This is a genomic window from Shewanella sp. S1-58-MNA-CIBAN-0166 (assembly GCF_040310085.1).
Classification (GTDB): Bacteria; Pseudomonadota; Gammaproteobacteria; order Enterobacterales; family Shewanellaceae; genus Shewanella.
Window position 1 is genome coordinate 34,004 of sequence record NZ_JBEOPN010000023.1, and the last position, 13,352, is coordinate 47,355.

The 13,352-nt window shown below is 41.1% G+C and carries 12 protein-coding genes; 3 read left to right on the forward strand and 9 right to left on the reverse strand.

The features are described from left to right. Window positions 1-269: 269 nt before the first annotated feature. From efp to AAEY99_RS14330, 6 genes are all read right to left on the reverse strand, one after another. Window positions 270-830 (reverse strand): elongation factor P, encoded by a 561-nt coding sequence (efp, locus tag AAEY99_RS14305; RefSeq protein ID WP_011637369.1) that lies wholly within the window; start codon window positions 828-830, stop codon window positions 270-272. 49 nt (window positions 831-879) lie between these two features. After that, entirely contained in the window at window positions 880-2,067 is a 1,188-nt protein-coding gene (gene earP, locus AAEY99_RS14310) for an elongation factor P maturation arginine rhamnosyltransferase EarP (protein ID WP_351010945.1), read from the reverse strand. Window positions 2,068-2,160: 93 nt separating this feature from the next. After that, on the reverse strand, window positions 2,161-2,688 hold the full coding sequence (fldA, locus tag AAEY99_RS14315; RefSeq protein ID WP_101088376.1) for a flavodoxin FldA: 528 nt from the start codon (window positions 2,686-2,688) through the stop codon (window positions 2,161-2,163). Between the two features lie 51 nt (window positions 2,689-2,739). Next, complete coding sequence (gene ybfE / locus AAEY99_RS14320) at window positions 2,740-3,012, reverse strand: LexA regulated protein (protein ID WP_011637372.1); 273 nt, start codon at window positions 3,010-3,012, stop codon at window positions 2,740-2,742. Window positions 3,013-3,020: 8 nt separating this feature from the next. Continuing rightward, window positions 3,021-3,242 (reverse strand): DUF2788 domain-containing protein, encoded by a 222-nt coding sequence (locus tag AAEY99_RS14325; protein WP_059744892.1) that lies wholly within the window; start codon window positions 3,240-3,242, stop codon window positions 3,021-3,023. Window positions 3,243-3,340: 98 nt separating this feature from the next. After that, window positions 3,341-4,114 (reverse strand): alpha/beta fold hydrolase, encoded by a 774-nt coding sequence (locus AAEY99_RS14330; RefSeq protein WP_101088375.1) that lies wholly within the window; start codon window positions 4,112-4,114, stop codon window positions 3,341-3,343. A gap of 299 nt (window positions 4,115-4,413) precedes the next feature. On the opposite strand from AAEY99_RS14330, the gene seqA reads away from it, so the two are divergent. The 3 genes from seqA (at window position 4,414) to AAEY99_RS14345 (ending at window position 7,320) form a co-directional block, all read left to right on the forward strand. Further along, a complete protein-coding gene (gene seqA / locus AAEY99_RS14335) occupies window positions 4,414-5,040 on the forward strand; it encodes a replication initiation negative regulator SeqA (RefSeq protein WP_101088374.1) in 627 nt (208 codons plus the stop codon). A 53-nt stretch (window positions 5,041-5,093) separates the two neighbouring features. Continuing rightward, window positions 5,094-6,737, forward strand: coding sequence for a phosphoglucomutase (alpha-D-glucose-1,6-bisphosphate-dependent) (gene pgm / locus AAEY99_RS14340; protein ID WP_101088373.1), 1,644 nt, complete (start codon window positions 5,094-5,096; stop codon window positions 6,735-6,737). A 139-nt stretch (window positions 6,738-6,876) separates the two neighbouring features. Beyond that, window positions 6,877-7,320, forward strand: a complete 444-nt coding sequence (locus AAEY99_RS14345; protein WP_351010948.1) for a hypothetical protein — start codon at window positions 6,877-6,879, stop codon at window positions 7,318-7,320. A 117-nt stretch (window positions 7,321-7,437) separates the two neighbouring features. Here AAEY99_RS14345 and katG read toward each other — a convergent pair whose 3' ends face one another. The 3 genes from katG to AAEY99_RS14360 form a co-directional block, all read right to left on the reverse strand. Then, on the reverse strand, window positions 7,438-9,624 hold the full coding sequence (gene katG, locus AAEY99_RS14350; protein ID WP_351010949.1) for a catalase/peroxidase HPI: 2,187 nt from the start codon (window positions 9,622-9,624) through the stop codon (window positions 7,438-7,440). Window positions 9,625-9,867: 243 nt separating this feature from the next. After that, window positions 9,868-11,415 (reverse strand): putative bifunctional diguanylate cyclase/phosphodiesterase, encoded by a 1,548-nt coding sequence (locus AAEY99_RS14355; RefSeq protein WP_351010951.1) that lies wholly within the window; start codon window positions 11,413-11,415, stop codon window positions 9,868-9,870. Window positions 11,416-11,806: 391 nt separating this feature from the next. Next, on the reverse strand, window positions 11,807-13,219 hold the full coding sequence (locus AAEY99_RS14360) for a TonB-dependent receptor (RefSeq protein WP_335692329.1): 1,413 nt from the start codon (window positions 13,217-13,219) through the stop codon (window positions 11,807-11,809). Window positions 13,220-13,352: the final 133 nt, after the last annotated feature.

A 13,352-nucleotide genomic window follows, 5' to 3' on the forward strand; every position in this document is an offset into this window, starting at 1 on the left:
CGATAACTAAATACGGCTTAAGTTAGCGAACCATAACGAATTTATTGGCATTGTGAAAGAGGCAAACAAGCAAAATGAATAATAATATTAGTGTTAAATGCTGATTCTGTCAGTAAATTAGCTATCGCTTCAGTGTTAAATGCTGTTTTTAGGTTGTGAATCAGTATGTGTATAGTGTTTGACAACAAAAAAGCCAGCACTAAGTGCTGGCTTTTGCTGAGTTGACTTGTGTTATTACTATTTTACTAATAACTCAAATTAACTGACGCTTAAACGCGCTTCTTGAACTCGCCTGTACGAGTATCAATTTCAATCTTGTCACCGACTTTAACAAAATCAGCAACGGTAACAGTACCACCACCAGTAATGGTAGCTGGCTTCATTACTTTGCCTGAAGTGTCACCACGAGCAGAAGGCTCGGTGTAGATAACTTCACGGACAATGTGAACGGGTAATTCAACAGAAATAGCCTTGCCTTCATAGAAGGTGACTTGGCAAACGTCTTCCATACCATCAATGATATAGTCAGCAGCATCACCTAAGTTGTCAGCTTCTACATCATACTGGTTGTATTCTTCATCCATGAATACATACATAGGGTCAGCGAAGTATGAGTAAGTACAATCAAGACGTTCTAGAATGATATCGTCTAATTTGTCTTCACCTTTGAAGGTTTGTTCAGTGCCAGAATCTAGCAATACGTTCTTTAATTTTAACTTAACGATTGCAGCGTTACGGCCAGAACGAGTTGTTTCAGTCTTCTGAACAACCCATGGGCTGCCATCTAACATGATCACGTTACCAGGACGGATTTCATGAGCAGTTTTCATTTCACTATTTCCTATATATTTAGATTTTTTTTATTTATAGAGCAGTATCTTAGCTATTTTTAACGAATTGAACTAGTCGACTCGCAAGATCTGCTTCATTTAACGCGTTAATTGGCCATTCAATAGCATGTTGCATTAAAGACAAATTAACAGAATGTAATTGTTGCCAGTGCATTACTACCGCGTTTGTATTCCCCTGGTTGAAGGCCAAATTCACCTCAGACCAAGAGGCAGCAATTTCTGGAGCAAGATTATCGCAGTAAATTTGCATAAAAGCTTGTAATTTTACCAAGTGATAATCATCTTCTTGAGGATAAATGTGCCATATGAAGGGTTTTGCAGCCCATTGAGCACGTAAAAACGAATCTTCACCCCGCACAATATTAAAATCACAGCTCCATAGCAAGCGATCAAAAGCATTTTGATCAGTCATGGGTAATATATGTAGGGTTAAGTTACCTATTGTAAATTGTTGACCGGGCATCAAATCTTTAATGTCACAGGGCAATATGCTCGTTAAGCTATGTAAACTGCGTCCTTTAGGGATTAGTGCATGAATTGGGCTTGGCGATGTTTGCCATAATTCACACAAAGCAGCTAAGGCTGGCGTTTCATAACTAAAGACACTGATAACCGTGTCTTTAGCATCTATTCCCTGTAACCCCAGTTTGTTGAACAATGCTAATTTATGTTTTGAGTCAGCTTGCCATTCGTCACGTTGATTAAATAATTCCCGCTCACAGATAAGCCCGCCTGTCTTAGGGGTAAAACCTGGAAAATAGAACCACTTTTTAACCCCACCAGGCTGTGAAGAGGGCAACCCGTGACAACCCTCTACCCAATCTTCAGCACTGAGATATTCAAGGTTTAACCATGTAGGGGCTCGAGAAAGAGGGTGTTGATGTAATTGATTTATGGTGGATTTTATTTGTGATGGTAATTCACAGGCAAATGCTTCAATAACGACATTACCAGCAATAAACTCTATATCTAGTGGGTTATTCCATTGAAATATATTCACACCACTGAATGTTTGCTTCGATTTATGTGGATCTAGCATGGGTAATATATGCGAAAAACTCAGTAAGTCATCGACCCATAAATTGATGGGAATATCATATTCAGCCACCAGTTGCTTAGCCAAACGCCAGGTGACACCTATGTCACCATAGTTATCGACCACGACACAAAAGATATCCCAATGAGGGTGTAATGGGTTGAAATTATTGACTGACATATTGGTGGTTACTTAACCGTTAAACCAAACTATAGACATAAAAAAGCGGCAATAAAGCCGCTTTCAATCACAAAACTAATCTGATGATGTGGGTTAGTCTTCTAACTCAGCTAGACACATTTCTTCATAAACTAGCTTCACCCAGCCGTCAACACGTTCTTCAGTTAGCTCAGGTTGACGATCTTCATCAATCCCTAAACCGACAAAGTGCTTGTCGTCTGCCATGCCCTTAGAGGCTTCAAAATTGTAGCTTTCAGATGGCCAATTACCAATGATAATACCGCCTCGAGCTTCAACGATGTCACGTATCATGCCCATCGCATCAAGGAAATATTCAGCATAATCTTCTTGGTCACCACAACCAAAAATAGCGACTAGCTTATCGGTAAAGTCAATTTGCTCAAGCTCTGGGAAAAAGTCATCCCAATCACACTGTGCTTCGCCGTAATACCATGTTGGAATACCAAACATAAGCAAATCGTATTCAGCAATTTGCTCCTTGGTACTCTTTGCGATGTCTTTAACATCGAGCATGCTTTTACCCAGTTTTTTCTGGATCATTTTGGCTACAGCTTCGGTGTTGCCAGTGTCGCTACCGAAAAAAAGACCTACAGTTGCCATTGTCTATCCTTTAAATATCTAGTTCGCGTTGTGCGATGTTCTAAAAACGTCTCAGTTGTCGAGTTGCTGTTGCAGAATAAATTCGATTAACTGGCTACGGCTGATGTTACTGTTCAAAGCTTGTTGGTTCAAGGCGTCATACAAATCTTGTGACACCTTTAACTCTATTCGCTTTAAACCGTTAGCGCGATCGCGCTGAATTTGGTTACGTTTATTGATCTTTAATTGCTGCTCCCGAGAAAGAGGGTTACTTCTCGGACGCCCACGGCGAGTTTCAGCGGCAAAAAGGTCAATAGTCGTTCTATCTGTTGTTTCTTTTGCCATTGTACTCTTTAACCGATCCCAGAGCCTTCCCAGGTCATCTGAATGATACCTTTTGCAATAAACCCGGCGCAGCCGAGGAATAACACTGCCCAAACAATATATCGACCAAATTTAGGGACTTCACCTTGTTTAAGCACATCATGGATAGCCATGCCGATAAAAAAGAATATCGATGCAAAAAACAAGTTCAAGCCTACTGCTTCAATTTGTTCCATGTATTGGTTTAACATACTTCTACCTTCGCTATTGAGTGTCTGGCGAAAAGAGGGCGCGAATATATCACATCACGATACAATCGGCTATGTTCAAAAAGGTAAATATTAAAAATTTACCCTTGGTTTTGTTCAATAAACTCAGACACGATGCGATTAAAGATCTCAGGCTTTTGTGCATGTAACCAATGGCCTGTACCGTTCAATGTTTTTGCACTGGCATGTGGAAATTGACGCATGATTTCATCACGATGCTCAGCAGTGACATAATTTGACTCACCGCCACGGATAAATAGTGCCGGTTTATCAAAATGATCGTTATCGGTTAAAGGCAAATTCCAACCTATAATACGGTCGTAAGATTCGATTAGCCCAGTTAAATTCATTTTCCACTCAAAGCCGCTGTCTGTGCGTTGTAGATTCTTGAGTAAGAATTGAGATGTCGGCTCATCAATACCGGCGTTGATTAAGTGTGCTATGGCCGACTTTCGAGTGGTATCGCTGTTTAATACTAAACTGGTTAAGCCTGCAAATACGGTTTGATGTCTTGGGCTGTATGCTACCGGCGCGATATCTGCAATCACTAAGCTTTTGACACGCTCTGGGTGTAAAAGAGCCATTGCCATCGCAATTTTTCCGCCCATAGAATGGCCGACCACATGGGCTTGTTCAATCTGCAAATCATCGAGTACATCAATCATGGCATCAGCCAGTTGAGAGTAATCCATGTTGTCCCAATGCTCGCTTAAGCCATGATTGGGTACATCAACCCTTATGACTTGATGTTGTTGCTCAAGCACACTGGCGAGGTTTTTTAGATTATCAAGATTACCAAACAGCCCATGAATAAGCAGGACGGCTTCACCTTGACCAGAAGATACATAATGCATAATTCAATAAGCTCATTGGACATTTAATGCGGAAGATTCTGCTGCAATGAGCCGGTCAAATCAAGTTTTGCTGACACATGTTGCCATAGTTGCTGATATTTTAAACTGCTTTCAAAAAAATATGAGTAATATAGGCCATTAAATGATTTTGTCACTTTATTAGTAGGTTAAGCATGGCTTACACTGAAGCAATATTTTTTTGATCGCATTATTATTAATTCGATCTGCGATCCCGACTTAATCTGATGCCAATGTAATCTTGGCAACAGTAATAGACTGATAGAAAAAGGATGACTCTGATGAAATACATTGAAATTGACGAAGAACTTTATCGCTTTATTGCCAGTAAAACTGAACGCATCGGCGAAAGCGCTTCCGATATTTTGCGTCGTTTATTGAACTTGTCAGTCGAAAATGTCGATATAAGCTTACCTACAGACATTAGTCACCCAAGTTTAGAGTCGCAATCGCCAGTAAATCGTCATCCAGTTTTTGATCAAGCCAAAGCGGCTGTTGAAAAAGTGATCGCTGAGCAAAAGAGTGCCATTCAGCACGTTCCATTAGACGAAGACATTGCAACGTCAACAACTATTGATTTTGATGCCATTGTAAGCCAACACTTATTAAGTCAGCAGAAAGGTGCCGTTGGGCGTTTTATGCATTTATTATCCAGCCTTGAATCCACTGCTCGTAGTGACTTTGACAAAGTGCTTAATGTGCAAGGCAAAGGACGTTTGTATTTTGCCCGCTCTAAACAGGCGTTATTAACGTCAAGTAAATCTTCTAATCCAAAAGAAATCGCATCAAGTGGATTTTGGGTCACCACCAATAACAATACCGCCAAAAAACAAACTATTCTAACAGAGGTATTGGAACATTTAGGTTGTGACAGTGAAAGAGCGAAGAGCATCGCCGAACACATTTAACCTTTGAGTTTTGTCGAAGATTCATTTTTTATTTACTAACTAGGAGACCACTCGTGGCCATTCATCAACGCGCAGGACAGCAAGCTTTACAAACGGATTTAGTGAATATTCCTAAATTGATGAGTCATTATTATCGCATTATTCCTAATGTGGAAGACGTGCAACAAAAAGTGACATTTGGTACATCCGGTCATCGAGGCAGTGCGTTTTCATCGAGTTTCAATCAAAACCACATTTGGGCTATCACCCAAGCAGTTGTCGATTATCGTCATTCCGCCAATATAAGCGGGCCAATGATTGTGGGTTTTGACACCCATGCATTGTCTTATGCAGCATTTATGTCGGTGGTCGAAGTATTAACTGCAAACCAAGTTAAAATGCTAATTCAACAGCATGATGGTTTTACCCCAACACCAGTGGTGTCTCAAGCGATTGTTCGTGCAAATTCGTCAGCACCTGCTGCGTTAATCGATGGGTTAATTATTACTCCTTCGCACAATCCTCCACAAGATGGTGGCATTAAGTACAATCCACCTCATGGCGGTCCTGCTGAAGGTGAAATTACTAAAATCATCGAAACAAAAGCCAATGAATATCTTGCCAATCAACTCTCAGGCGTTAAAAAAGTTAATTACGGTGTCGCGGTTAAATCGGGTTGGATTGATGAAGTCGATTTTATTGCACCTTATGTTGAATCTCTTGCTGAAGTCATTGATATGGAGGCGATTAAAAAAGCCAACATTCGTATAGGTGTTGATCCTTTAGGTGGGTCGGGTATTTACTACTGGGAGCAAATTGCCGCTCACTATGGTGTAGATATTACCTTAGTCAATGATAAAGTTGATCCCACATTTGGCTTTATGCCATTAGATAAAGACGGCAAAATCCGGATGGATTGCTCGTCTCCTTATGCCATGGCAGGTTTGTTAGCGTACAGCGAAGATTATGATTTGTGCGTCGGTAATGACCCGGATTATGACCGTCACGGTATTGTGTGCCCTGGCTTTGGGCTGATGAACCCTAACCATTATTTGGCGGTGGCGATAGACTATTTAATGACTCATCGTCCACAATGGGCTGAGTCACTCGCAGTGGGTAAAACCTTAGTATCAAGTGCAATGATTGATCGTGTTTGTAATGCGTTAGGTCGACAATGCTTAGAAGTGCCTGTGGGCTTTAAATGGTTTGTTGATGGCTTAGCAAATAGCACCATTGCATTTGGTGGCGAAGAAAGTGCTGGTGCAGCGTTTTTAAAACGTGATGGCAGTACCTGGTGTACTGATAAAGACGGCTTTATTTTAGCATTACTAGCGGCTGAGATTTTAGCCGTAACAGGCAAAACACCTGCACAACGCTATAAAGAGTTAACCGATCAATTTGGTGAAAGTTTTTACACTCGTATCGATAGCCCAATTAGTCTTAAGAAAAAAGCTAAGTTTGAACAGTTAAATCGTGACAGCTTTACCGACACAGAATTAGCGGGTGAGGCGATTACAGCAATATTAAGTCATGCGCCTGGTAATAATGCGGCGATTGGCGGGATTAAAGTCACTACCGAAAATGGCTGGTTTGCTGCGCGTCCATCAGGTACTGAAGCATTGTTTAAAATCTACGCCGAAAGCTTTATTAGTCAGCAGCATTTGGATGACATTATTACTCAAGCACAGACTATGATTGATCAAGCTTTGAAAGGTTAAGTTAACTGTTACTTGTTTAATAAAAAAAAGCACTGATTTTCAGTGCTTTTTTTGCTTCTATTGATGCGATTTTTTTGTCAGTATGGCTTAACTGTTCGTTGTTAATAATTAATGTTAAGTCATTTCAAGGAAGATATTAATGAATAAATATATGTCACTACTTTCTTTACCTGTGATTATTTTATCGGGTTGCCAAACTCAAACTCAAACTCAAACTCAAACTCAAACTCAAACTCAAACTCAAACCGTTCAAGTACCTCAAGCCGTGTTTAATACAAAGGTAATCACTATTGAAAATTCTCAACTCAATCAATATTGGTCATTGGAGCAGATTAAACCTGTAATGTTAAACAAACGTCCTGATTGGTTACCAAGAGGTGCAGGTAAGGGCGAATATTATATTACGATTGACTCAAACGGTAACGAAGTCAGCAAAGAGCTTATTAGCTCGCAGCCAGAGGGCTGGATGACGCAAGCATTAGTCAATAAGATGCCAAAACAGCAGTATGTGCCAGCGGCATCGAATATTAAGCGAGTACCAGTGAAAGTGAAAATGGATTTTGAAGTAAAGCGTATGAATTGATCTTGAGGTTACTTAACTTGTATTGAGCGATTTAACCAAATATAATTCGAGGGCAGAATAATACATTCCGCCCTCGATATTATTTTACAAACTATACATTATGACTAACCGTCGTCACTAGGCTAGGTCAAACCTGTCTGCATTCATTACTTTAGTCCACGTTTTAACAAAGTCTTTAACAAACTTCTCTTTTGCGTCGTCTTGTGCATAAATCTCTGCATACGAACGTAAAATAGAGTTTGAGCCAAAGACTAAATCAACTCGAGTTGCAGTCCATTTCACTTTATCAGTGCTGCGCTCCACAATGTGATACAGATTTTTACCTGCAGGCTTCCAGTTGTACGACATATCAGTTAAGTTGACAAAAAAGTCATTTGATAACACGCCAACATTGTCGGTAAATACACCGTGTTGACTGTTGTCGTAGTTGGTTCCTAATACTCGCATACCACCAACCAATACTGTCATTTCATGCGCGGTTAGCCCCATTAATTGAGTACGGTCGAGCATCATTTCTTCTGGCTGAACGATATAATCTTTCTTTTGCCAGTTTCTAAATGCATCGTGTAGAGGCTCTAACACATCAAAAGACTCAACATCAGTTTGAGCTTGCGTTGCATCGCCACGTCCGGCAACAAAAGGCACCGATATCTTAACGCCAGCATCTTGAGCGGCTTGCTCTACTGCGGCTGATCCTCCAAGCACAATTAAATCTGCAATACTGACCGGCTTAGTTAGGCCTGCTTGAATAGTGGTTAACACCGCTAATACTTTTTGTAACCTTGTCGGCTCGTTACCTTGCCAGTCTTTTTGTGGCGCTAAACGAATACGTGCACCGTTGGCTCCGCCACGAAAATCTGAACCTCGGAAAGTGCGGGCACTGTCCCAAGCCGTAGCCACAAGTTCAGCAATACTTAATCCACTGGCCAGAATCTTAGCTTTAGTGTCGGTAACTTCTTGTTCGGTTAAGCTGTAATCAACTTGTGGAACAGGATCTTGCCATATTAACTCTTCAGCAGGTACATCCGTGCCTAAATAACGACTTTTAGGACCCAAATCTCTGTGGGTAAGCTTAAACCAAGCACGAGCAAACACATCCGAGAAATAAGCTGGATCTTGATAAAAGCGATCTGAAATTTTTCTATACTCTGGGTCCATCTTCATCGCCATATCAGCGTCGGTCATGATAGGACTTAGGCGAATCGATGGATCTTCAACATCAACAGGCTTATGCTCTTCTTTGATGTCGATAGGCTGCCATTGCCATGCACCAGCAGGGCTCTTTTTAAGTTCCCACTCGTAGTTAAGCAATAACTCAAAGTAGCCATTGTCCCACTGAGTTGGGTTGGTTGTCCAAGCGCCTTCAATACCGCTTGTTACCGTGTCACGGCCAATACCGCGGCTTGTTTTGTTTAACCAGCCTAAACCTTGGTCTTCGAGTTCAGCCCCTTCAGGAGCGGCTTCGAGCTTTTCTGCACGACCATTGCCGTGACATTTACCGACAGTGTGACCACCAGCAGTAAGCGCGACGGTTTCTTCGTCATTCATTGCCATGCGTTCAAAGGTGACACGAATGTCTTGTGCGGTTCTCAGTGGGTCTGGCTTGCCATCAGGACCTTCAGGATTGACATAAATTAATCCCATCATTACGGCGGCTAATGGATTTTCGAGATCTCGTTCGCCTGAATAGCGGCTATTGGGTGTATCGCTTGTTGCCAGCCATTCTTTTTCTGAACCCCAGTATATGTCTTTCTCTGGATGCCAGATGTCAGCACGGCCGCCAGCAAACCCAAAGGTTTTTAGGCCCATAGATTCATAAGCTATGGTGCCAGCGAGAATGATCAAATCAGCCCAAGACAACTTATTGCCATATTTCTTTTTAATTGGCCACAGTAATCTACGTGCTTTGTCTAAATTGGCGTTATCTGGCCAGCTGTTGAGTGGCGCAAAACGTTGGTTACCTGTTCCTGCACCGCCGCGACCGTCTGCTATACGATAAGTACCAGCAGAGTGCCAAGCCATACGGATCATCAGTCCACCATAATGGCCCCAGTCGGCTGGCCACCAATCTTTGCTATCAGTCATGAGTGCGTGGAGATCTTGTTTTACCGCAGACAAGTCGAGGCTTTTAAACGCCTCGCGGTAATCGAAGTTAGGATCCATTGGATCGGTTTTATTGTCATGCTGATGAAGAATATCGAGATTAAGTGCATTAGGCCACCACTCCATAACGTCGCTCGCGACTGTGGTATTGCCGCCGTGGTTTACTGGGCATTTGCCTTGGGTTTGTTGTGCTTTGTCCATGATAGGTTCCTTTATCACTAAAAATAGCATAAATTTTATGCATCACTGGATTTCTATAACAGGCTAACTGACTGTGACTACGAATGAAAGCGACTTTTTTCGGTCCGGCTAATCGATTTTATTGATGAATAAGATTAGTCATGCTGACTGTTAAAAATCGTTCGATAATAGAACAGTATGTTGATAGAGATTAGGCCAATAATTTGGTGTAAGTCATGATCCAAGTCATTAAAGACTATGATGCTAGACTGCGGTGCTCATTGATTGTTGTACTTGAATATAGTGGGCAAAAGATGACATGGGCATAGGTTTACTATAGTAGTAACCTTGGGCGAGATCGCAACCGAGTGATGCTAGTAATGTCGCCGTTTCACTGTTCTCTACGCCTTCTGCTACAACATTACAATTTAAGTGTTGGGACAGAAAAATGACTGATTTTACTATTGCCAAGTCTGCATCGCTATGATGGATACTGTTGATAAATGAACCATCAATTTTAATTTGGGTAACAGGAAGGTCACGCAGTAGTTCTAGCGAAGAAAACCCCGTTCCAAAATCATCAATACTGAATGCTCCCCCCGCAGCGGTAATCTGTGTCATCGCATCTTTAGCTTGTGCAACATTGGTCATCATTGCACTTTCGGTTATTTCAAACATTATCTTCTGCGATGAGTGATTGCCGTTAACAAGTGACACACTTTTATTGATTAGGGTTGGATCTTGTAAATCTTTAGTGGACAAATTGAGGTGGATACACAAAGACAACCCCAAGGATTCAAAATGCTCAACGTCTTTTGCAACTTGTTGCATTACCCAACCGGCTATTTGGTTTATAAGGGTAGTTTGTTCGGCAATATTAATAAACACACTTGGGGGCGTGTAACTGCCATCTGGACGAGGCCAGCGAATAAGCGCTTCGACGCCGTAAAGGCTGTTGTCGCGAAGATTAATGATAGGTTGATACCAGAGTTCAAACTCCTGTTGTTCAATCGCGCGTTTTAATAAAGCACTGATATTCACTTTTTCGGCGGCATTGGTTTCAAGGCTATGATCATAGGTGGTATATAAGGTGGCTAGTTTTTTACTTGAGTACATAGCAATATCGGCTTGCTGTAACAATTGACCTATTTCACTTGCGTAGCTGGGATAGTGAGATAATCCTACGCTAGCGCCCACTAATAAATCATAACTCTCAATGCAAAATGCCTTTTCAAGCGCCTGGTGTATAGCGTTAATGGTGTGTTGAACCAGAGCTAATTCTACTTGAGTGACAATGACAGCAAATTCGTCTCCGCCAAGTCTAAATAACGCTGCATCATCGGGTAAGTGTTCAGAAACACTCTTACCGACTTCAATTAAGAGTAAGTCACCATAATAATGGCCTAAAGCATCATTGACTTGTTTAAAACGGTTTAAATCAATCAGCAACAGGCTGAATGGCAGTCCAACATCGACATGATGACTTAACGAGTTCATTAAATATTGTCGATTAGGTAGACCTGTTAAGCTATCGTGCAGCGCATTACTGCGCTCATTGATGACTAATTTTTCGACTTTAAGCAAACTCATTAAACTCAGTCGAGTGACCAACACAACAAATCCGCCACCAGAAAACATGATGATGCAAAAAATGACATCTGATATTGCCAAGTCAGATTGTTTACACAGGTAATAAAAAACCCCTGTATAGCCCAGCACGAAAAAGATGATCAATCCTCTAAGCACTCGCCAGCCAGTATTATTGTCCTTAACACAAATTTTGTTTACTGCTCTTAAACTAAAGACCAGCATACAGAGTCCTAAAATAAGCATTGATAAAGCCAATATCTGCAACAATCGCTATTTCCTGTGGTAAGAGGGGAAGGATAATCGATAAAACGAGCGAGCTGTTGTTAAAGATTGCTGTAAAATGTTGTTGTGAAGGTGTGTTGTTCGTGTAGATTTATTAAGGACAGTGTATTTAAAATAGCGTAAAAAAGGTGCCTGTTAAGTAAATGGCTAACCCAAGATAGGTTAACCATTTAAATACTAGTGTACTAATGTTGTTTTTGCGTACTTAAAGTAGAAAATGAAATCAATTATTTAACGACGATTCTCATCATATTTAGTCATTGCACGTTGAGGTATCAAACATCTAACCGCGCAATGACATCTTGCCTTATACAGAATCAATATGTATTCATTAGCCGCGGTAACCAAATAATTTTTGTTCCATGATGGCTTTACTGACGGCCTCGGGTACGGCGTTAACCCATTCCCCTTGACCGCGACAAATTTGTTGTAAAATTTCTCGAGAAAAAATATTAAACAAATCAAGATTGCTTGATTCAATACTGGTGATAAAGCCGTTATCAAGCACGTGGCGGAATAAATAACGCAAGTTACTAGGCACACTGACATTGGTTAAGTCATTTAGCTCGCCTTTTTCATCCCGCTCTGGGTAGACAAACAAACGCGTATTATCAGGAAATAACTTACCAAAAGCTTCAAGAATGCCGCCTTCCATGCCACGATAATATTCTTCATCAAAAATTTGTTTAATGTTAACAATGCCCACCACAATGCCAATTTGTAATTGGGTGTACTGACGAAAATAAGCACGTAATGAAAAATAGCGGGTGTAATCAGAAATCATTACGTTATAGCCTAATAAGTTAAGCAATTTAACCCGTTCCATAATGTCCTTCTCGGTCATATTGGCATCTTTACCGTGTAAGTCATTCAGTGATATTTCTGCGATTAACACGGTATTTTTATCGGTTACCCCTTCTAATGTCGAAAAGGCTTTGTAGCCTTGCTCAATCATATCGACATTAAGGTTGGTAATGGGTTTAAATGAACCACGAATGGTTAACACGTTCTTTTTGTACAGCATATCGGCAGGTACCGCGACACTGCCATCGGCTTTGAACATAATCGCGCGAGTTTTCCAGCTGCGAATAAGATGAATATTCTTGGCTTGATTGTCGACATCTTCAAAGTAGGGACCTTGAAAGTCGATACAATCAATTTCAATCCGATTGGCTTTTAGGCTGTCGGTTAACGAATCGATAATCATTTTTGGATCTTCAAAATAATAATAGCTGGCGTAAATAAGGTTTACCCCTAAAATACCCAGCGCTTGTTGTTGTGCTTCAGCGCTGTCATCGAACATGCGTACATGGACAATAATATTAGACGGCTCAGCACCAGGGTACATTTGAATACGCACCCCGCACCATGCATGACATTCGTTTTTACGATTAAAGCTCTTGGCTGAGACAGTAGCTGCATAGGTAAAATATCGTGAAGACTTAGAGCGAATGGCTCCAACACGATCGACCACTAAATCAAACTCTTGCTCCATCATCGCTAGCACACGAGCTTTACTGACATAACGGCCATCTTCTTGGACACCATAGATGGCATCTGAAAATTTCATATCGTAGGCCGACATGGTTTTCGCTATCGTACCCGCAGCAGCGCCAGCCACAAAAAAGTTACGTGCGACTTCTTGTCCTGCACCAATTTCAACAATAGTGCCGTACTTTTTTTCGTCTAGATTTAAACGAAGGGCTTTTTCTTTGGTGCCACGCGAACTGACTTGCTTATCCATATTATCTCCACACGATAAAATATTCATATCTTAAGGTTACGGCTAACAATGTTATAGCAAGTTGAAATATGCGCTAGTGCTGAAAGGAAAAATGTGTCGATATAATGATGACTTTACGTTAATTGTTACTTTA